The sequence below is a fragment of the Pseudarthrobacter phenanthrenivorans genome (genome assembly GCF_000813845.1).
Classification (GTDB): Bacteria; Actinomycetota; Actinomycetes; order Actinomycetales; family Micrococcaceae; genus Arthrobacter; species Arthrobacter phenanthrenivorans_B.
Window position 1 is genome coordinate 16,860 of record NZ_JWTB01000018.1, and the last position, 18,586, is coordinate 35,445.

The following is an 18,586-nucleotide window of genomic DNA, read 5'->3' on the forward strand; positions in this document are numbered from 1 at the left end:
CTGTTGTTGTGTTTATGCAGTTGGTAGTTCAGGCAGTACGCGCGGTCGAAAGTCCGTGTTCTTCTGAAGTAGCGGTTTTTGAACACCCCACGCCGGAGGGCCCGAAAGTCGGGATTTTCCCTCCACCTTCACGAAGGACAAAAATAATGGCTACTGGTACCGTCAAATGGTTTAACGCTGAAAAGGGCTTCGGCTTCATTTCCCCGGACGACTCCTCGCAGGACGTTTTCGCGCACTACTCCGCGATCAACTCCTCCGGCTTCCGCTCCCTCGAAGAGAACCAGAAGGTTTCCTTCGACACCGAGCAGGGCCCCAAGGGTCCCCAGGCCACCAACATCCAGGCTCTCTAATCTTTTAGGGTTCCGGGACCGTTAGGTTTCCAAGCAGGGCTTGCCGTGATTCACGGCAGGCCCTGCTTTTGTTAACCCGGCTGCGCGGATGCACGGGTTTCCGACCACAATTAATCCCTTCTCGACAAACCCCGCGTGCAGGAGCACTCTTGAAGGTGCGTACGGATGCAGCGTGGACAACCCACGCGGGCGGCGGCGCCTTGAGGAATATTCCAAGCAGTTCGGCACCAGATGGGGTGGTGCATGTCCGGCCCAATCGCTGGCCGGCACCGGCCGCCCGCGCTCCCCGGCATCGGCAGCCGGCACCTTCACTCCAAAAACCCGCGGCCGGTTCGGCCCTTCTTGCAATGCAACCGGATCGGCTGCAGCTGCCACCGGCCCTGGGCCGATGGCAGTCCGAGAAAGCGTTGTCATGAAGCAATATCGGGGAATTACATCGAGATCCAATAAATTGGCATTCATTCTCGCATTCGCTGTAGCACTGCTCGCATCACTTGCTGCAGCAGGCCCGGCAGCCGCCGACGGATGGGGACACCGCACCTGGCAGGTGCAAGTGGGCTCTGAGTCCCGCGACCAGGAGATCCAGGGCATGGCGTTCCTTCCGTCGGAGATCTTTATCAATGAGCGGGACACCATCACTTGGCAGGCAAACTCCGCAGAAATCCACACCGTGACGTTCCTGGCGACCGGCCAGGCACTGCAGGATTTCAATCCGTTCAGCGCCGATGAGCTGCAAAAGCGAGGGAATGATTACTACGACGGGAAGTCCTATTACAACTCCGGGATCATGGCGAATGTGGACGTGCCCGGCTTCCCAAGTGTTAGGAGCTACAGCCTGTCGTTCCCGCGGGAAGGCGACTTCACCTACTTACTGCCTGGTCCACGGCAAGATGATGAAGGGAACCGTGCACGTGCGCGAGCAGGGCACGGATTATCCCTACAACCAGGGTGACTACAACAGGCAATCACGGGAACAGGCGCGGTCCATCATCCGCGATGGGCAGCGACTCGACGCCTCGCTGGCCGAACAAGCCAGCAACCACAAGGTCATGGCGGGCGGTGACGACGGCGTGGCCATGGTCATGCGCTTCGTGCAGCCAAGCGTGACGGTGCATGTTGGTGAAAAGGTAGATTTCGTCAATAACGGTATGGGTGCTCCACACACCGTGACCTTCGGCAACGAACCGAAAAATATCTTTGCCCCGTCCGGCGACCCGTGGCATTTCTCGGGCGGCGACCTCAGCTCGGGAATCCTCCTTCCCGGCCACACCTTCACGGTGAAGTTCCAGGCAACCGGAACGTTCAAGTACATCTGCGCACTCCATGACTACATGGGCATGGTGGGCGAGGTGCACGTCGTCGATTAATGAATCAGGTTACGTGCCCGGCCGGAGCCTTTGCCCCAGCCGGGCACCGTGGCGCTGCGGCCCCCGACGTGGACGGGCTTATGCGCCGGCAGGGTCTTCGGGCTGGCCGGCGGCGGAGGACGTGCCCGGGTGGGGGTGCCCCAGTGCGGATGAACCGGACGCCGGAGAGAGCCCGAGGCGCCTGACCACCTCTGCGGCTTCTTCAGCGGGGGTCCGCCCCACGTCCACCACGATGGTGTTCTCATCCGGTCCCGGCGGCTCGAGGGTGGCGATCTGCGAATCAAGCAGGGACGGGGGCATGTAGTGGTCCATCCGCGCCGTCAGCCGGCGACCGATCTGTTCCTTGGACCCTGACAGGTGCACGAAGACGACGTTCTTCTCGCGAAGCCGGTCCCGGTAGGTCTTCTTCAGCGCTGAGCAGGTGATGATCCCGGGTATACCCGCCATGGTGTGCTCGATGATCCACGAGGCAATCGTGTCCAGCCAAGGCCAACGGTCCTCGTCGGTCAAGGGAATGCCGGACGCCATCTTTTCCACGTTTTCGGCCGGGTGCAGGTCGTCGCCTTCCTCCAAGTCCCAGCCGAGCTGGCCGGCAAGGATCCCTGCCACCGTGGACTTTCCGGAGCCGGACACGCCCATGATGACCAGGACCGGCTGCTGAACGGACTCGGGGGTGCGTGCAGCGGCCATCAGGGGATCACCACTGAGAGGACCATGACCAGCGCGAAACCTACCACGGAGATGAGGGTCTCCATGACTGACCAGGTTTTGAACGTTTGGCCTACGGTCAGACCAAAGAGCTCCTTGACCAGCCAGAAGCCGGCATCGTTCACGTGGGAGAGGAACAATGAACCGGCGCCCACGGCGAGAACCAGCAGGCCGGCGTGTCCGGGGGAGAGGCTGGCCGCCAGCGGAGCGACGATGCCTGCCGCCGTCACCGTGGCCACGGTGGCCGAACCGGTTGCGAGCCTGATGGCAACCGCAATGAGGAAGCCAAGGACCAGGACCGAAATGTTGGCTCCGGTGGCCCACTTGGCAACGGCATCACCGACGCCGGCTCCGATCAGGGTCTGCTTGAAGCCCCCGCCCGCGCCCACGATCAGGATCACGGCGGCAATGGGGCCCACGGATGCACCGATCTTGGTGCCGATTTTGGTACCGGTGAAGCCGACGGCGTAGCCGAAGGTCACGAGGGCAAGCAGGACTGCGAGGGTCATTGCCACAAGCGGTTCACCGATGAAGTCAAAGAAGACGCGCGCTGCGCTTGGGTTCTTGGAGTTGGGATCGACGATATCCACTACGGCCTTGAGGAGCATCAGGACCACAGGGAAGACGATGGTCAGCAGGGTCACGAGGAAAGTGGGCTGGCGCTTGACGTCAGGATCGGCCTGGGTGTGTTCGGTGTCGATGCCACCGGCTACCTTCGGCGCGTCCACCGGGACCCAGCGCGCAGCGTAGATGGCGAACAGCGGGCCGCAGACGATGACGGTGGGAATGGCGATCAGGAGTCCGAGGGCCAAGGTGATGCCCAGCGGCGCGTTAAGGCTGGAGATGGCGACAAGCGGACCGGGGTGCGGCGGGACCAGTCCATGCAGGACTGAGAGGCCTGCGAGAGCGGGAATGGCTACCCGCATCAGCTTCCGGCCGGACCGCTGGGACACCAACACGATGACGGGCAGCAGCAGCACGAGGCCGATCTCGAAAAACATCGGCAATCCGATGATGACGGCGACCAGCGCCATGGCCCACGGCAGGACTTTCGGGGAGACCTTGCCCAGCAGGGTGTCGACCACCCGGTTTGCGCCCCCGGAATCAGCCAGGAGCTTGCCCAGCATGGCGCCGAGCGCGATCAGCAGGCCGACTTCTTTCAGGGTGCCCCCGACACCGTCTTCGAAGTTGCTGATGACCTTCCCAAGTTCCACCCCGGAGGCAAGGCCTACGAACGCGGATCCGAGGACCAGCGACAGGAACGGGTGGAGCTTGAGTTTGACGATCAGGAAAACGATCAGCGCGATGCCAATGGCGGCGACCACGACCAGTTGCGTGTCGTGTCCGTTCCAAGGCTCTGCGGCGGCGGGAAGGAGTAGGGATTGCATGAGGCTTCCTCGGTTGGAGTGCAACCGCCAACGGTGCTGGTGGCGGGCTGCAATAAGTATGACGTATAACACCAAAAAAGTGAATAAGTAGGACTTACAGTGGTTCTAAACGCTGTGGGGGCCTGTGGGTGCCGGGAACACCTGCCGCTCCGCCATCGTTGTTCCCTTTGGTGTGCCGGACCGGGTGCGCTTCCCGCCGATCAAAGGACATCCCTTGACTCCTCGCACCATCGTGATCACCGGCGCCAGCGACGGCATCGGCGCGGCAGCCGCCCGGACGCTGGCCAAGGCAGGGGAGCAGGTGGTCGTCGTCGGCCGTTCCGCTGGGAAGACCCGCGCACTGGCCACGGACATTGGCGCCGACCACTACCTGGCCGACTTTTCCGACCTGGCGCAGGTCCGCGGACTAGCGGAGAAGCTGAAAGCCAACTACCCGCGCATCGATGTCCTGGCCAACAACGCCGGCGGCATGATGGGCAAGCGCACGCTCACCGTGGACGGAAACGAGCTGACGTTCCAGGTCAACCACCTGGCGCCGTTCCTGCTTACCAACCTGCTGATGGACACCCTGACCGCCAGCGGGGCAAAGGTCATCAACACCGCCAGTGCCGCAAACTTCTCCGGCAAGCTGGACCTGTTCGACCTCAACGCCGAGCACGGGTACCGCACCTACCGCGCCTACGGCACGGGCAAGCTCGCCAACATCCTGTTCACCTCGGAGCTGCACCGCCGCTTCCACGACCAGGGAATTTCGACGGCGGCGTTCCACCCGGGCGTGGTCCGGACCAACTTCGCGGCGGACTCCACCAGCCCCTTCCGGCACGCCTACAAGACACTGTTGAACCGCTTCATGCTCAGCCCGGACCAGGGCGCCGACACCATGCTGTGGCTGATCAACGGCACCCCCGGCGCGGACTGGATCTCCGGCGCCTACTACGCCAAGCGTGCCCTGGCCAAGGCCAACCGGCAGGCCTACGACGCCGAACTGGCTCGCGGGCTCTGGGAGAAGAGCGAAGAACTGGTCAAGAAGTTCGTCTAGTCCCTACCGCTCGCAGCCGACGCCGTCATGATCGGCGTCAAGGCCATAGATGTCCCGGCCAATGACCTGGACGGGACCGCTGACGTACGCCGGGCCGTTTCCGCTGCCGCCGGCGCAGTCCACATCGGACGCAATGGGGACGCAGCCTGAGTAGTTCGGATCGCAGCCAGGATTGGTCCCGGGAACGGCAGGGGCAACGGGAGCCGGAGGCGCCGCTGCCTTGGCGGCCGCTTCCGCTGCGGCCTGTGCCGCCGCAGCCTCCTGGGCTGCCCTCGCTTCGGCGGCTTGCCTGGCGGCTGCCTCGGCTGCTGCGGCTGCGTCTGCCGCTGCCTTGTCCGCTGCTGCCTTGTCCGCCGCTGCTTTGTCTGCGGCCGCTTTGTCTGCCGCAGCCTTGTCGGCTGCCGCCTTCGCCGCCGCCGCGGCCGCCAGCTTTTCGGTAACGCCTTTGGCCTCTGCAGCCTCAAGCCAGACCAACCTGCCCGATTCGTCCTCGGTGCAGACATAGGTGCTGGCTGCCGCCGTCTGTTCCGCGTTCACGGTGCTGCACAAGGTATGCGCAAGGGGCGTCGCCGTGGGGGTTGCGGTCGCAGATTCGCTGGCGGGCCTTGCGCCGGCCGTCAGGGAGGCCTGGGTGCCGCCGCAGCCGGTCAGCAGAAGGACGACGACGGCGGCTGCACCTGCGGCCAGTGCTGGAGTGCGGCCCTTCCGCAGGGAGGCTCGGGCGCCGGAGGCGTCTTCCTGGCAGTGGTTGCGCGGCGCTGAAGAGCGGAAAGGTGCAGGCATGGATCCCCCAAGTGCGTGTGCTGGATGCGAAGTGCACGGCCAGCGTAGCTCCAGCCGTTTTGACGGAACGGGTTAAGCGCCAATCTTGATCGATTCCTTGGATGATCTTTGAGTTGCTTCCCGCTGCCCGCCAATCCCTCGCGCAGCAGGCGTGGAGTCACGTATTGCCGGCGCCCGAGAGGTGGGACTGCAACGCCAGCGCCTCGCCGATGCGTCGAGCCCCTTCCGGGTAGGCGCCCGGGTTGGGCCCGGAGTAGTTGAGGCGGATGAACGCGCCTGCGGGTTCGGCCGGGAACCACTCCGTGCCGGCGGCGATGATCACCCCCGCGTCCTCGCAGTCCCGGACCAGGCGTGGCAGATCGGTGGCATCCGGCAGGCGGAGCCACAGGTTCAGTCCACCCCTGGGCAGGGCATCGAGATGGGCCTGGGGAACGTGGTCACGGATGCTCGTGACCAGCAGGTCCCGGCGTGCCTGAAGCTGCTGGCGGAGGCTGCGCAGGTGCGTCTGCCAGCCGGGCTGGGTCACCACATCCAGGGCGGCGGCCTGCAGGAGCCCGCTCACGTACATGGATTCGGCGGCGCGCTGGGCGAGGATGCGTTCCCGGGCCGGACCGCGGGCAGTCACTGCCGCAATGCGGATGGCTGTGGAGACGCTCTTGGTCAGGGACCGGATGTAGACCACATGTCCGGCGTCATCGCGGGTGGCCAGCGGGACCGGATCCGAGGTGATTCCGAAGTCGTGGGCCCAGTCGTCCTCCACCAGGAAGGCGCCATGCCGGCGGGCCACGTCCAGGATCTGGTCTCCACGTTCCGGCGTCCACTGCCCCCCTGTGGGGTTGGCGAAGTTGGGCTGCACGTAGAAGGCACGCGCGCCGGTCTCGGCGAAGGCGCGGTCCACGTCGGCAGGATCGGGTCCGTCCGGACCCGTGGGCACTGGAACCACGCGCACGCCGGTCTGGGCGGCGGCCAGGATGGCGCCCCAGTATGACGGTGATTCGATCAGCAGCGGCTGCCCGGCGCCCACCAGGGCGCGGAAGATGGAGCTCAGGCCGCTTTGGCTTCCCGGCAGCACGATGACGTCGTTCGGCGTGGGAGGTGTAATGCCCACCGGGGTTGCCTGCCCCAGCTCCTGGGCGAACCACTGCTGCAGGTCCGGCATTCCCGCTGCAGGCGGCCGGGACAGCGCGGCGTCCCCGCGGGCGGCCCGGGCCAGGGCTGACCTGACCAGCCGCTCCGGCAGGAGCTCCCGGTCCGGGTAGCCGGAGTGGAACCAGATGGCATCCCCGGGCACGTTGCGCATGGTGCCCGACGACGACGGCAGCGTCGACGACGGCGACCGCAGCGCCGCCGTTTGCCAGCCGTAGTCCAACGGGCGGGCCGTCCGGACCGCACGGACGAACGTCCCGACGCCGGGCCGGCTTTCGATCAGGCCCTGCGCCGTCAGTACCTGGAGTGCCTTCTGCACCGTGACCGGGCTGGCCTGGTGCTCGGCCACCAACTGCCGGGTGGACGGCAGTTTCGCCCCCGGAGCGGCCGCGGCCACCCAAAGCCTGAGTGCCGCAACAATCCGAGAGCTGCTATCGTTGTTCATGAAAGAACATAGTAGCGCTACTGTCCTGGCTGGCACAGTGATACTCCCACGCAGGGCCACCGGCATCTGGTGGGGCCTCGTGGGCATCGCGGCCTTTTCCTTTACGGTGCCCTTCACCCGGGTGGCGGTCGCAGGCATCCCGCCGCTGTTTATCGGTTCAGGCCGGGCCGTGGTGGCAGCCATTCTTGCCGCCGCCGCACTCGCACTGAGCCGGCAGCGGCTGCCGCGGCCGCGCATGTGGCTGCGCCTCGCGCTGGTGGCCGGCGGCGTCGTCGCCGGCTTTCCGTTGCTTACCTCCTATGCCCTCACCGCCGTTCCCGCGGCCCATGGTGCCGTGGTCATCGCCCTTCTGCCTGCCGCCACCGCAACCGTGGCCATCCTTCGGACCGGTGAACGGCCGCCCGCGGCCTTCTGGACCGTGATGGTGCTGGGCTCCCTGGCGGCGGTTTCCTTCGCGTTCCTGCAGTCCGGGGGTGTAGGCCAGCTGCACTGGGCGGACCTCCTCCTGCTCGGCGCCGTGGTATGCGCGGCCGTCGGCTACGCCGAGGGCGGCCTCCTGGCCCGCGAACTGGGCGCGTGGCAAACCATCGCCTGGGCGCTGCTCCTCGCCGCCCCGGCCATGCTGGTACTGGCCGTAGGCTCCGCCCTCACCCAGCCGCCGTCGGCCACGCCCGCACAGTGGGCCGCGTTCGGCTACCTGGCCGTGGTCAGCATGTTCCTTGGCTTCTTCGCCTGGTACCGCGGCCTGGCCATCGGCCCCATGGCGCAGGTCAGCCAGATCCAGCTGGTCCAGCCCGTCCTGAGCATCGGCTGGGCCGCCCTCTTCCTGGGCGAGGCGCTCCCCTGGACCACCGTGATCGGCGCCCTCTCCGTGATCCTGTGCGCTGCCGCGGCCGTCCGTGTCCGGCTCAAGCCATCCTCCTGAGCGGCCAAACCAAAGCCACCCAACCAGATCCGCCCAAGCAAGCCAGTCCAACCAACCCAATTCAACCGACGGAAAGGACCTCCCCATGTACATCCCCGCCCATTTCTCGGCCCGCCCGGAATCCCTCCGGAACCTCCTCGCCGCCCCCGGAGCCGCCAACCTGGTCACCGTGACGGACCAGGGCCTGCTGGCAACGCTGCTGCCCTTCGCATACAACCCCGTGGTGGGGGAGCACGGTGCGCTGCAGGCCCACATGGCGCGGAACAACCCGCAGTGGTCACGTGTGCCCACCGGCGAAGCGCTCGCCATCATCCAGGGACCGGACGACTACGTCTCGCCGTCGTGGTACGCCTCCAAGGCCGAGCATGGCCGCGTGGTCCCCACCTGGAACTACAGCACCGCGCACGTGTACGGCGAGCTGGTGGTCCATGACGACGCCGGCTGGCTGGCACGGCACGTCCGGCACCTGACGGCCCTGCACGAGGACGGCCGGGAGGAACCCTGGGCCGTGGACGATGCCCCGGAGAAGTTCATCGCCGGGCAGCTGCGCGCCATCGTGGGCGTGGAACTGGTGATCACCCGGATCGAGGCGAAGGAGAAACTCAGCCAGAACCGCTCCGAAGCGGACGCCAAAGGGGTGGCGGCAGGCCTGCGGGCCAGCGGGCGGGAAGCCGGCGCGGCCGCCGTCGAACGCGCCCGCCCCTGAGCGGTGCCTGTGTCAGCCGGCGCGTTCCAGCAGCACCATCACCTCGTAGTGGGTGGTCTGCGGGAACATGTCCAGCACCCGTGCCCGGCGGGCGGTGTAGGAGGGGAGGGCAGCCAGGTCCCGTGCCAGCGACTGGGCGTTGCAGCTGGAGTACACCACGTGCCGCACGTCCGAGGATTCCAGCCAGCCGCACAGCTCCTTGCCGATGCCCCGCCGCGGCGGATTCACGATCACCAGTTCCGGCGACTCCACCGCCGCCAGGGCGAAGGCGGTGGCGTCGCCGGCCTGGAAGTCCATCCCCGCCAGGCCTGCCTCGGCGCTGCTAAGCCGGGCGGACACGATCGCTTCGCTGCTGGTTTCAATGCCGGTGACGGTGCGGGAGGGGGCGGCGCTGTGCAGGGCGAACCCGCCCACGCCGCAGTACAGGTCCCATACGGAGGCCGGCGCCAGTTCGTTGACCCACTCGCGGCCCTGCCGGTACAGGGCGGCAGCCATCGCGGTGTTGGTCTGGAAGAAGCTCTGCGGGCGGAGGTGCAGGTTGATGTCGTTAACCCGCATGTTAAGGGTGGACTGAGCGGTCAGCAGGATCTCCTGCTCACCCTCCAGCACGGCCTTGTGCTCCGGGAGCAGGTTGACCGAGACCACTTTGACCTGCGGCAGGGCGGCCAAGAGGTCCGGAAGGTGTTTCCGGATGCGGGGCACCGTCTGGTCCGAGCGGAGGACCAGGCGGAGCATTACCTCGCCGTCCGGGGACTCGGTGATGATGACGTGCTTGAGTTCTCCCGAGCGGCGCGGAACATCGTAGGGCGTCAGCCTCAGCCGGCGGATGAAGGTGGCCAGTACCGGGAAGCAGGCGAGCAGGCCGGGGGAGCAGACGCCGCACTTGCGCAGGTCCACGCCGTGGCCGTCCGCGTCGAGGATGCCGATGGTGGGGTTCTGGGCTGTCCCGCCGATCACCATCTTGGCTTTGTTGCGGAAGCCGGACTCCTGGCTGGCAACGGGCGGCAGCCACTCGATCGCGGTATGCCCGGACAGGAGGCCCTGGCAGTGCTGCTGCTTGCCGGCCAGCTGTTCGCCGTAGGGCCTGCCCATCTGGGTGCAGGAGCGGCAGGTGCCGGCATCAAAGTAGGAACAGCGCATGACTGGTCAAGTTTACCCGCTCGCCCTCCCGGCCACGACGCGAAGGCACGACGCCGGCACCCGGCGGAGTGCCGGCGTCGTACCTTTCAGCGCGATACCGCCAGGGCAAGGCAGACCGGCAGCACCGCAGCCGGTGAGGGGGCAACGGCCGCGGCTCCTGCTTCTTCCCCTGCCGAGCCGTAGCCCCAACCGGCGAAGACCGTGGGAATGCCGTGGACGGCTGCACCGGCCACGTCGTGGCTGCGGTCACCCACCATGAGCGGGGCGGAGACGTCCACCTTCGCTGCCCTCAGCCTGTCCAGCACTTCGGCAATCACATCTGCCTTGCTCCACCTGGCTTCCTGGTCCGAAGCACCGCAGACGGCGGAGAAATACTGGTCCATGCCAAACCGGCGGGCCATCCGGAGCGCCTGGTCTTCGGCCTTCGAGGTGGCAACCGCCATGGCTACGCCCGCACCATGGAGGTGTTTCAGCAGTTCGGTGATCCCGGCGTACGGAACCGACTGGTGTGCCCCGTGCTCCGCGTAAGCCTTCCGGTAATGCCGCAGCGCCCGCCGGGCGAGGAGCTCGTCATGTCCGAGGTACTCGCGGAAGGACTCAAGCATGGGCGGCCCCACCAGCCGGACCAAGTCCCCGGCCGGTGGAACAGGCGCCCCACGGCGGCAAGCGCCCGGGCCGCGCTCGCCGTCACGCCCGCTGCCGAATCCAACAGGGTCCCGTCCATGTCCAACAGCACGCAACTGAAGGCTCTGCGCTGGCTCTGGAGCGGCTGCTGCCGAAGTATCATCTCTGTGTGCTTTCGATCTGGAGCCGGGGCCGACTCGTGTCTGCTGTCGTGACGTCATGCGGTGAAGGGTGAAACATGGATCGGGCGAGTCTTGACCGGATCGACCAGGGCATCCTGGCGGAGCTGACCCGCAATGCCCGGATCAGCCACGCGGAGCTGGCCGCAAAGGTGATGCTGTCCCGCAATGCGGTCCGGCAGCGCATCGACAGGATGGAACGGCAGGGATATATCCAGGGCTACACGGTGGTGACCGGCGCCCCGGGGCACGGCACAGTTTCTGCCTTCCTGATGGTCTACCGGAAGGACAGGGTGCGCGGAGCGGACGTCATCGCCGTGCTGCAATCGATCCCGGAGGTGGTTCTGTGCGATGTGGTCAGCGGTGACTTTGACCTGCTGGTCCGGGTGGAAGCGCGGTCGCTTGAACGCATCCAGGAGATCTGGGAGCAGATAGCGGCCACGCCCGGCGTGACGGACACCGTGACGGCCATGACCCTGTCCAACTACATCCGGCGGGATGCGGCAGCGAAGCCGGCCCAGCCGGGAAACGCTCCCGGCCAGGCTTCGCTTCCGGTGGTCAGCCCAGGCGCTTGATGCACACCACTTTGGGCTGGGTCATCTCCTCATAGGCGAACCGGACTCCTTCCCGGCCAAGGCCGCCGTACTTGGAGCCTCCGAACGGCATGCCGTCGAAGCGGTAGTCCGATGAGTCGTTGACCATGACGCCGCCTGCGTCAATGCGGCCCGCGGCGTCCAGGGCAACGTCCAGCGATCCGGTGAAGATCCCGGCGTGGAGGCTGAAGTCGATGGCGTTGGCGGTCTCCACGGCTTCATCGAAGGTTGTGAAGGGTTGCAGCATGACGACCGGTCCGAACACCTCCTCCGTCCACAGCCTGCTGCCGGCGGGCACTTTCTCCAGGACCGTCGGATGCAGCACGTTGTTGTCCCTGGTGTTGCCGGCGAGGACTGCGGCGCCGGAGGCAACCGCCGCCCGGATCCTGGCCTGGAGCTGATCCACGGCGGCGGAACTGATCATGGGACCGACGTCGGTCGCTTCCTCGGCGGGGTCGCCCGCCACCAGCCGTGACGTCTCCTGCAGGAAGCGCCGACGGAACTCGTGGTACCGGGAGGAGGCAACGAGGATGCGCTGAACCCCCACACAGTTCTGGCCCGCTGCCCAGAAGGCGCCGGAGACGCAGGCTGGAACGGCAGCATCCAGGTCGGCGTCATCCATGACGATGACCGGGGCGTTCCCGCCAAGGTCCATGGACAGCTTCTTCAGGCCTGCCGTCCTGGCGATGGCCTCGCCGGCCGCGAATCCGCCGGTGAAGGACACCATGCGGACCTCCCGGCTCCGCACGATCGCCTCCGCCACGTCCCTGTCCCCGTGGACCACCGTGAGGATGCCGGCGGGCAGGCCGGCTTCGGCGAAGACCTCGCCGAGCAGTTGCGCGGACAGGGGCGTCAGCGCGGATGGCTTGAGGATGACGGCGTTGCCTCCGGCGATTGCCGGGCCCACCTTGTGTGCCACCAGATTAAGGGGGTCGTTGTAGGGGGTGATGGCCGCAATGATGCCCAGCGGTTCCCGTGAGTACCACCCCATGCGGTCCTCGGAGCCTTCATAGGAGTCAAAGGGAATGAGTTCGCCGGCGTTCCGGCGTGCCTCCACGGCGGACAGGCGCAGGGTGTTGACTGCCCGCAGCACCTCCTTGCGTGCCTGGCGGATGGTTTTGCCGCTCTCTGCTGTGATGGTCTGGGCGAATTCGGCCTGCCGCGCGTCCATCAGTGCGGCAGCCGCGTCCAGCAGCTTTCCCCGGTCATGGCGGGACAGGGCGCGTGCCTGCTCCGCCCCGGACCTGGCAGCCCGGACAATCGCGTCCACGGACTCCGCCGGGGTCAGGGCCACTGCTCCCACCACCCGGCCGTCGTAGGGGCTGAGCACTTCCCGGAACGCGGCCGTCGCGTGATCCAGTGGTGAGAGGGTTGATTCACGCATCTGCAGCCACCGGCTTCCGTGCGGAATGCATGGCGATGATGTCGGACAGCAGGGCGTAGGCTGTCTCCACCCGCCCGGCCCCCGGTCCGGACACCGTCACCGGGCCGAGGAGATCGGTATTAAAGGACACTGCATTGTTGGCACCCGAAACCCCGGCGAGGCCGTGGGCCAGGGGGAGCGCCACGGGGGCAACTCCGGCGGTGATGCTTCCGTCCAGGTTCCGCCGCGCGGAGCCCACCAGTTTCCACCGCCGCCCCTCGTTCCTGGCGCGACTGATGTCCTCGGGCGACAGCGTTGAGATTCCTTGGCGCTGCACATCCGCCAGCGTGATGTCCGCACCCAGCAGCTCATTGGCGAGGATCAGGACTTTCAGCTGGACGTCGTGGCCCTCGATGTCGGCCGTGGGATCCGCCTCTGCGTACCCCCGGGCCTGGGCTTCGAGGACCGATTCCTCAAAACTGAGGCCCTGTTCCATCCTGCCCAGGACATAGTTGCTGGTGCCATTGAGGATGCCCTCGAAGCTATGGAGCACCAGTCCGGGGAACAGTTGTTTGGCCAACCGGATGACGGGTGTCCCGCTCATCACCGCGCCCTCGAATTCGAAATGCAGCCCTTTGAGTTTCGCGAGCCGGCTCAATTCCTGGCCGTGCAGGGCGACCGGGCCTTTGTTGGTGGTGCAAACGCTCTTTCCCGACTCCAGGGCCCAGCGGACGTGTGAAGCCGCAGGCTCGCCGTCTGCAGGGTTGGTGAAGGTTGCTTCGCAAATGATCCCGGCAGAGCAGGTGCGGATCACGCGCTCGTTGTCCGGGTCCGCTGACCCGCCGTGCGCTGCAAACGTCGCGGCGGCGGGATCCAGGCCCAGGGCCATGTCAAGATCGATTCCCCCGTCCTGGACCAGGGAACCCAGCCGGAGGTCCGTAATGGCAACCACCCTCAGGTCAAAGCCGAGGGTGCGGCCGAGCGCATCCCCTCTGGTGGCGATCAGTTCGGCGAGGGTCCGGTTGACGCCGCCGAACCCGATCAGCGCGATGTCGTAGGTGGTCATTGCTGCTCCCTTGATGTGGTTGTTGGTGCTCCCATCCTGTGCCCGCCGGGTGTCTGTTGAGGCATGTCCATCCGCTCTGCGGGGGAGGCGAAACGACCATCTGAAGGGCAAATCGACATATGGGGTAACAGCAATAAGCGTGCAACATTCGCATTTGAATATGATTTTGATGACTAAAACTGCCGGTTTGTGTTACTTTCGTCACTGTCGACGCGCTTAGAGCTTCATGGACCGGCACCCGAACCGCGGCCGTCCTTCCGACCATCCCCCCACTGGAGGCACCTCTTGGAATCTTCGACCCCCCTCACCCTCAAGCCGGAGCCGGACGCACCGCCGTCAACGGAATCAGGGCTCCGCCGCTCCATGGGGCCCCGGCACCTTGTCATGATCGCCATGGGCGGCGTCATTGGTTCCGGTCTTTTCCTCAGCTCGGGTTACACCATTTCCCAGGCCGGCCCCCTGGGCGCCGTTCTCGCCTACCTCGTCGGTGCCTTCGTGGTTTACCTGGTCATGGCCTGCTTGGGGGAGCTCGCCATCGCCTACCCCGTCTCCGGTGCGTTCCACATCTACGCTGCCCGGTCCATTGGTCCCGCCACGGGATTCGCCACCGCCTGGCTCTACTGGCTGTGCTGGGCGGTCGCCATCGGATCGGAGTTCACAGCCTCGGGCCTGCTGATGCAGCGCTGGTTCCCGGGCGTTGACGTCTGGGTCTGGTGCCTGGTCTTCGCCGCAACGTTGTTCAGCCTCAACGCTGTGTCATCCAAGTTCTTCGGCGAGTCGGAATTCTGGTTCGCCATCATCAAAGTGGGCGCCATCATCGGGCTCATCGTCCTGGGCGGGGCAGCCCTCTTGGGCTTCCACCCGCTCAGCGGATCGGGCAACCATCCCTTCCTGTTCGAAAACTTCACCACAGACGGAGGGCTCTTCCCCAACGGTTTCACCGGCGTCCTGGTGACGGCGCTCGCAGTCTTCTACGCCTTCTCAGGCTCTGAACTGATCGGCGTCGCCGCAGGGGAGACGAAGGATCCCGCCACCAGCATTCCCAAAGCGATGCGCAGTACGGTCATCCGCCTCCTGGTGTTCTTCGTCGGAGCGATCGCCGTCATCGCCGCCACAATCCCGTACCAGGAAGTTGGGCTCGACGAGAGCCCGTTCGTGACGGTGTTCACGGCAACGGGTGTTCCCTTTGCCGCCGACGTTATGAATTTCGTCATCATCACGGCCCTGCTCTCTGCAGGCAACAGTGGCTTGTTCTCCTGCGCCAGGATGCTGTACTCCCTGGCCGACGAAGGCCACGCACCCCGGGCGCTTAAAAAGCTGACCAGCCGCGGCATCCCCCTGATCGCGCTCTCTGTGAGCATGCTCGGAGGGCTGGCCTCACTCATCAGCAGCGTGGTTGCCCCGGAGACCGTGTACCTGGTGCTGGTATCGGTAGCGGGCTTCGCAGTGGTGGGAGTCTGGATGTCCATCACCGCCTCGCATTTCTTCCACCGGCGGGCTTTTGTCCGGAACGGCGGGGACGTGGCCACGTTGTCCTACCGCGCGCCGCTCTTCCCCCTGGTGCCGGTCCTGGCGTTCACTCTCTGCACCGTCTCCCTGGTCGGCATCGCCCTGGACCCGGCCCAGGTGGCAGCACTGTACTTTGGCATTCCTTTCGCCGCCGCCTGCTACGGCTACTTCCACATCAGGTACGGGCGCCGGGCCGCAGCTGGGAAGACGGCGCAGGGCTAACCGTTTCCATGGCCTGGCGCGGACGGCCCAACGTCCGCGCCAGGCCATCACCGTGCCCGGGACCGGGTTGCTTCCACCTGATTGCTGTAAGGCGGCGGGCAGTGCTGACCACGTGTGAGGATAGGCTGGTTGCCGGTCGGAAGGAGCAGCAGGGTGGATAACTCCCCGGAGGCGTCGTCACTGGCGCAGGGACTGCGGATAGTGCGCCTGGTCATTGACCGGGAAAAGACGGGGAAGCAGCTTATGGGTGTCTCCCAATTGGCCGCGGAGCTGGAAATGGACCAAAGCCGCGTCTCCCGTTTGACCCAGGAGCTTTGTGAGCTTGGCCTGCTGGAGCGCCGCGAACGCGGCCCGTTCCGGGTCGGGACCGGCTTCTTCGGCCTTGCCGCCACCCTCAATACGGGGTGGATCCGGCATGCGGCGGCGGAACTGGAGGCGCTGGTGGCCACTACGGGGCTGCGCGCCCGGGTCTCGGTCCGCGACGGTTACCGGGTCATCCTCCTCCTGGCATCCAGCAACGATTCGCAGGCGGGCAGCTTCGTCCAGCCCGGCATGGTGACGCCCGTGTGGTGTACCGGATCGGGCAGGGCGCTGTTGTGGGACCATAAGCGGCGGGGGTTTGAAGCTTTGCTTTCCGACGTGAACTTTGTTGGCGTCGGTGGTCCCGGCGCCCCGCATTCCTGCGCGGAGGCCTGGGAACTCATGGCCAAAGACAGGCCCCAAGGTTTCGTTGTCGCCAACGAGGAATTCGAACACGGCATCGTCGAGGTGGCCGTGCCTGTCCGGGATCCCGGCGGTGGGATCGTCGCTTCGCTGAGTGTGCTGGGCGGGCAGCCGGACGTTTGGCCCCGCGCAGCGGAATTGGCGGAGGTGCTCGCGGAGGCCGCGGCGAGGCTCGGTTCGGTCCATCCCGGACCGGAGGGGTAGGCGGCCCTTAGGCGTGGCTGTCCGGAGACCGCCATCCCAGCATGCCTTCCAGCCAGCGGCCCTGGCGGACGAGCGCTTCGGCGTGCCGGGACCGGCTGGGTTCAAGGCGGCCCTTCAGGCCCACCACCTGCAGGGCCGCCACCACGTCACCCCTGAAATCCCTGATGGGTACGGCCAGCGAGTAGAGCCCGGGCTCCGCTTCCTCGTCGACGATGGAGTAGCCGCGGACCCGTGCGTTCCTGAGCCGTGCCAGGAAGTCCTCGACGTCCGCGGGGGTGTTCGGCCCGTGCTGCTGGAACTGGACGCCCGCGAAGATTTTGCGGACATCATCGTCCGGAGTCTCCCACAAGAGTGCCTGCCCGGCATCGCTGCAGTAGGCGGGGTAGGGCCGGCCCAGCCACGAGCCCACCAGCCGGCTGCTCGCCGGGACGCTTTCGCCCACCGTTACGGTGCTCCTGCCGCTGAGGACACCCAGGAAGCACCCCTCATCAGTCTCCCTCGAGAGGCCTTCCAGGGCAGCGGTGCCGTCGGTTGCCAGCCGGCGCCGGGTCAGCAGGAGGGCGTCGGTCAGGACGCTCCAGTCCAGGGCGAAGGTCCGTTCGGGGGTTCTTCGCAGGAAACCTTCCTGTTCTGCTGTCCGCAAACTCCGGGAAACCTGGCTTCGGTCCTTGCCCAGGTCCGCAGCGATCTCTGCCACCGTGCCGCCGGGGAGGCCACGCAGGTGGCGTTCCCCGGCCGCCAGGACGGCTTTGACGCCCCGTCCCATGCTTGAAGTCCTCGACATGGTCCGAGTCTAGAGGACCGTCCGCCCGGGTCAGGAGATGGCGAAGACGCGGGCGGGGAAGCCGCTTCCTTCGGAGGGCTTGGCCCAGCTGGCCACGATTGCGGCACCCGATTCAGGGAGGCCGGACAAATCAGCCATCAGTTCTATCTGCCAGCGGTCCTTCGCCAGGATGTAGGTTTCCAGGCCAAAGTCCCCGTGCGAGGTTGCCAGCCCCGGATCGGTGTCCGTTTGCTCGTGCCCGATGGCCGAAACCGAACGTTCCTCCACCAGGAAGGACAGCACCTCATGGGACCACCCGGGAGTGTGGCTGACTCCGTCCGCATCCTTGTTGGCCATGGCATCTCCGTCCGGCCACCGCGAGCTCCAGCCGGTCCGCAGGGCAACGAAGCATCCAGCGGGAATTCTTCCATTCCGGTCTTCCCATCCGTGCACGTCCCGCAGGGTGGGGGTTGCATCCGGATCCCGTTCCACCCGCCGGGTGATGTCCAGGACCACAAGGGGAAGGATCATGTCCTGGACTGGAATCCGGTCAAGGGTGCGCCCACCCCGGATGAAGTGGGATGGCGGGTCCACATGCGTGCCCCACTGGCCAACGATCGAATACCGGTGGGCCGTAAAACCGTCGCCCCTTTCAAGGTCGAAAAGCGCCTCCCGGTTTTCGTCCGGAAAGGCGGCGAAACGGGGCTGGCCCGGGTGGAAGGCGTGCGTGAGGTCCGTGAACGTCCTTCCTGCCAGGGCGGATTGAAGCACGGGCCAGGCGGCAGTGGTGGTGAGCGTCATGATGCTGCCGCCGAGGGGGTCTTGCGGCGCAGGCTGCCGGCCACACTCACGGGACCGGTCACCTCGATGACGGGCAGTTCCCACGGGTGGATGGCCACCAATTCCTGCATGGCCCGTTCCAGGACCGCCTCATCCAGGGTGGCATCAAAATAGGTGGTGAACACGAACGTGGGGGAGAGGGTCTGCTCGCCCACCCTGCCGAGCGTGGGTGACGCCCCTTCGCCGCACGAGAATCCTTCGAATCCGATGCCGGATTCGAAGACGTTCTTGTAGTTCCCGAAATCACCGAGGTCCGGGTGCTGCTCAACGGTGTGCAGGAGTTCAGCCAGCCCCGGATCCTGCTGGACGGCGTTGGCATCTCCGGCTGCTATCCGGCCGAAGGTTTCCGCACTGATGGGCCAGTGGACCCGTAGCTTGCGGACACTGTTCAGGTGCACACTCACGAATATTCCTCCTGTGATGGTCGTTGCTGCAGTCATCGTGGCACACAGTGATATGCATTACAAGCATGGAAACTTGTCTATAATGAATAAAACAGCCCC

The 18,586-nt window shown here is 66.1% G+C and carries 20 protein-coding genes; 9 read left to right on the forward strand and 11 right to left on the reverse strand.

The genetic code is table 11. The annotated features are described in order from the left end of the window. Window positions 1-146: 146 nt before the first annotated feature. The 3 genes from RM50_RS09540 (at window position 147) to RM50_RS21085 (ending at window position 1,717) form a co-directional block, all read left to right on the forward strand. Window positions 147-350: a cold-shock protein gene (locus RM50_RS09540; RefSeq protein WP_015936345.1), complete on the forward strand. Its 204-nt coding sequence runs from the start codon at window positions 147-149 to the stop codon at window positions 348-350. A gap of 172 nt (window positions 351-522) precedes the next feature. Further along, window positions 523-1,302, forward strand: coding sequence for a hypothetical protein (locus RM50_RS21080; RefSeq protein WP_240471927.1), 780 nt, complete (start codon window positions 523-525; stop codon window positions 1,300-1,302). Continuing rightward, entirely contained in the window at window positions 1,262-1,717 is a 456-nt protein-coding gene (locus tag RM50_RS21085) for a cupredoxin domain-containing protein (protein WP_240471928.1), read from the forward strand. Before RM50_RS21080 ends, RM50_RS21085 begins: the two co-directional genes overlap by 41 nt. A 78-nt stretch (window positions 1,718-1,795) precedes the next feature. Here the strand turns inward: RM50_RS21085 and RM50_RS09550 are convergent, their stop codons facing one another. Further along, window positions 1,796-2,407 (reverse strand): gluconokinase, encoded by a 612-nt coding sequence (locus RM50_RS09550; protein WP_043452191.1) that lies wholly within the window; start codon window positions 2,405-2,407, stop codon window positions 1,796-1,798. Then, window positions 2,407-3,813 (reverse strand): gluconate:H+ symporter, encoded by a 1,407-nt coding sequence (locus tag RM50_RS09555; protein WP_043452193.1) that lies wholly within the window; start codon window positions 3,811-3,813, stop codon window positions 2,407-2,409. The genes RM50_RS09550 and RM50_RS09555 overlap by 1 nt, the downstream gene beginning before the upstream one ends. Before the next feature lie 214 nt (window positions 3,814-4,027). Here RM50_RS09555 and RM50_RS09560 point away from each other — a divergent pair, with 214 nt between their 5' ends. Then, complete coding sequence (locus RM50_RS09560; RefSeq protein WP_043452252.1) at window positions 4,028-4,852, forward strand: SDR family NAD(P)-dependent oxidoreductase; 825 nt, start codon at window positions 4,028-4,030, stop codon at window positions 4,850-4,852. Between the two features lie 3 nt (window positions 4,853-4,855). Here RM50_RS09560 and RM50_RS09565 read toward each other — a convergent pair whose 3' ends face one another. Next, a complete protein-coding gene (locus RM50_RS09565) occupies window positions 4,856-5,635 on the reverse strand; it encodes a hypothetical protein (protein WP_240471929.1) in 780 nt (259 codons plus the stop codon). Between the two features lie 157 nt (window positions 5,636-5,792). Beyond that, the gene (locus RM50_RS09570) at window positions 5,793-7,226 is read right to left on the reverse strand and encodes a PLP-dependent aminotransferase family protein (protein ID WP_043452195.1); all 1,434 of its coding nucleotides are present in this window, start codon (window positions 7,224-7,226) and stop codon (window positions 5,793-5,795) included. Here RM50_RS09570 and RM50_RS09575 point away from each other — a divergent pair. Continuing rightward, window positions 7,225-8,151 (forward strand): DMT family transporter, encoded by a 927-nt coding sequence (locus RM50_RS09575; RefSeq protein ID WP_043452197.1) that lies wholly within the window; start codon window positions 7,225-7,227, stop codon window positions 8,149-8,151. The genes RM50_RS09570 and RM50_RS09575 overlap by 2 nt on opposite strands. Window positions 8,152-8,236: 85 nt before the next feature. After that, window positions 8,237-8,857, forward strand: a complete 621-nt coding sequence (locus RM50_RS09580) for an FMN-binding negative transcriptional regulator (protein WP_043452199.1) — start codon at window positions 8,237-8,239, stop codon at window positions 8,855-8,857. A 12-nt stretch (window positions 8,858-8,869) separates the two neighbouring features. Here RM50_RS09580 and rlmC read toward each other — a convergent pair whose 3' ends face one another. Together rlmC and RM50_RS09590 are read right to left on the reverse strand one after the other, a co-directional pair. After that, a complete protein-coding gene (rlmC, locus tag RM50_RS09585; protein ID WP_043452202.1) occupies window positions 8,870-9,997 on the reverse strand; it encodes a 23S rRNA (uracil(747)-C(5))-methyltransferase RlmC in 1,128 nt (375 codons plus the stop codon). A gap of 86 nt (window positions 9,998-10,083) precedes the next feature. Further along, window positions 10,084-10,602 carry an HAD hydrolase-like protein gene (locus RM50_RS09590; RefSeq protein ID WP_346421906.1) on the reverse strand — a complete coding sequence of 173 codons (519 nt, stop codon included), beginning with the start codon at window positions 10,600-10,602 and terminating at the stop codon, window positions 10,084-10,086. Between the two features lie 257 nt (window positions 10,603-10,859). On the opposite strand from RM50_RS09590, the gene RM50_RS09595 reads away from it, so the two are divergent. Continuing rightward, window positions 10,860-11,375: an Lrp/AsnC family transcriptional regulator gene (locus RM50_RS09595; protein WP_043452203.1), complete on the forward strand. Its 516-nt coding sequence runs from the start codon at window positions 10,860-10,862 to the stop codon at window positions 11,373-11,375. On the opposite strand, the gene RM50_RS09600 is transcribed toward RM50_RS09595, so the two are convergent. Continuing rightward, window positions 11,359-12,777 carry an aldehyde dehydrogenase family protein gene (locus tag RM50_RS09600; protein WP_043452206.1) on the reverse strand — a complete coding sequence of 473 codons (1,419 nt, stop codon included), beginning with the start codon at window positions 12,775-12,777 and terminating at the stop codon, window positions 11,359-11,361. The genes RM50_RS09595 and RM50_RS09600 overlap by 17 nt on opposite strands. Then, window positions 12,770-13,822, reverse strand: a complete 1,053-nt coding sequence (locus tag RM50_RS09605) for a homoserine dehydrogenase (RefSeq protein WP_043452208.1) — start codon at window positions 13,820-13,822, stop codon at window positions 12,770-12,772. The genes RM50_RS09600 and RM50_RS09605 overlap by 8 nt, the downstream gene beginning before the upstream one ends. Window positions 13,823-14,107: 285 nt before the next feature. On the opposite strand from RM50_RS09605, the gene RM50_RS09610 reads away from it, so the two are divergent. After that, window positions 14,108-15,553: an amino acid permease gene (locus RM50_RS09610; RefSeq protein ID WP_043452210.1), complete on the forward strand. Its 1,446-nt coding sequence runs from the start codon at window positions 14,108-14,110 to the stop codon at window positions 15,551-15,553. A 153-nt stretch (window positions 15,554-15,706) separates the two neighbouring features. After that, window positions 15,707-16,480: an IclR family transcriptional regulator gene (locus tag RM50_RS09615; protein WP_043452212.1), complete on the forward strand. Its 774-nt coding sequence runs from the start codon at window positions 15,707-15,709 to the stop codon at window positions 16,478-16,480. Window positions 16,481-16,487: 7 nt separating this feature from the next. Here the strand turns inward: RM50_RS09615 and RM50_RS09620 are convergent, their stop codons facing one another. Genes RM50_RS09620 through RM50_RS09630 form a run of 3 tightly spaced genes read right to left on the reverse strand, consistent with a single transcriptional unit; the run spans window position 16,488 to window position 18,487 of the window. Further along, the gene (locus RM50_RS09620; RefSeq protein WP_043452215.1) at window positions 16,488-17,264 is read right to left on the reverse strand and encodes an IclR family transcriptional regulator; all 777 of its coding nucleotides are present in this window, start codon (window positions 17,262-17,264) and stop codon (window positions 16,488-16,490) included. A 30-nt stretch (window positions 17,265-17,294) separates the two neighbouring features. After that, a complete protein-coding gene (locus RM50_RS09625; RefSeq protein ID WP_043452217.1) occupies window positions 17,295-18,044 on the reverse strand; it encodes a cyclase family protein in 750 nt (249 codons plus the stop codon). Next, window positions 18,041-18,487 carry a hypothetical protein gene (locus RM50_RS09630; protein ID WP_043452218.1) on the reverse strand — a complete coding sequence of 149 codons (447 nt, stop codon included), beginning with the start codon at window positions 18,485-18,487 and terminating at the stop codon, window positions 18,041-18,043. The genes RM50_RS09625 and RM50_RS09630 overlap by 4 nt, the downstream gene beginning before the upstream one ends. Window positions 18,488-18,586 lie beyond the last annotated feature (99 nt).

What these genes read in the sequence shown, in the direction of transcription:
- RM50_RS09625 (WP_043452217.1), bottom strand. Translation starts at nt 18,044, where the DNA reads ATGACGCTCACCACCACTGCCGCCTGGCCCGTGCTTCAATCCGCCCTG.
- RM50_RS09570 (WP_043452195.1), bottom strand. Translation starts at nt 7,226, where the DNA reads ATGAACAACGATAGCAGCTCTCGGATTGTTGCGGCACTCAGGCTTTGG.
- RM50_RS09595 (WP_043452203.1), top strand. Translation starts at nt 10,860, where the DNA reads ATGGATCGGGCGAGTCTTGACCGGATCGACCAGGGCATCCTGGCGGAG.
- RM50_RS09620 (WP_043452215.1), bottom strand. Translation starts at nt 17,264, where the DNA reads ATGTCGAGGACTTCAAGCATGGGACGGGGCGTCAAAGCCGTCCTGGCG.
- RM50_RS09540 (WP_015936345.1), top strand. Translation starts at nt 147, where the DNA reads ATGGCTACTGGTACCGTCAAATGGTTTAACGCTGAAAAGGGCTTCGGC.
- RM50_RS09600 (WP_043452206.1), bottom strand. Translation starts at nt 12,777, where the DNA reads ATGCGTGAATCAACCCTCTCACCACTGGATCACGCGACGGCCGCGTTC.
- RM50_RS09590 (WP_346421906.1), bottom strand. Translation starts at nt 10,602, where the DNA reads ATGCTTGAGTCCTTCCGCGAGTACCTCGGACATGACGAGCTCCTCGCC.
- RM50_RS09550 (WP_043452191.1), bottom strand. Translation starts at nt 2,407, where the DNA reads ATGGCCGCTGCACGCACCCCCGAGTCCGTTCAGCAGCCGGTCCTGGTC.
- rlmC (WP_043452202.1), bottom strand. Translation starts at nt 9,997, where the DNA reads ATGCGCTGTTCCTACTTTGATGCCGGCACCTGCCGCTCCTGCACCCAG.
- RM50_RS09605 (WP_043452208.1), bottom strand. Translation starts at nt 13,822, where the DNA reads ATGACCACCTACGACATCGCGCTGATCGGGTTCGGCGGCGTCAACCGG.
- RM50_RS09565 (WP_240471929.1), bottom strand. Translation starts at nt 5,635, where the DNA reads ATGCCTGCACCTTTCCGCTCTTCAGCGCCGCGCAACCACTGCCAGGAA.
- RM50_RS09575 (WP_043452197.1), top strand. Translation starts at nt 7,225, where the DNA reads ATGAAAGAACATAGTAGCGCTACTGTCCTGGCTGGCACAGTGATACTC.
- RM50_RS09555 (WP_043452193.1), bottom strand. Translation starts at nt 3,813, where the DNA reads ATGCAATCCCTACTCCTTCCCGCCGCCGCAGAGCCTTGGAACGGACAC.
- RM50_RS09580 (WP_043452199.1), top strand. Translation starts at nt 8,237, where the DNA reads ATGTACATCCCCGCCCATTTCTCGGCCCGCCCGGAATCCCTCCGGAAC.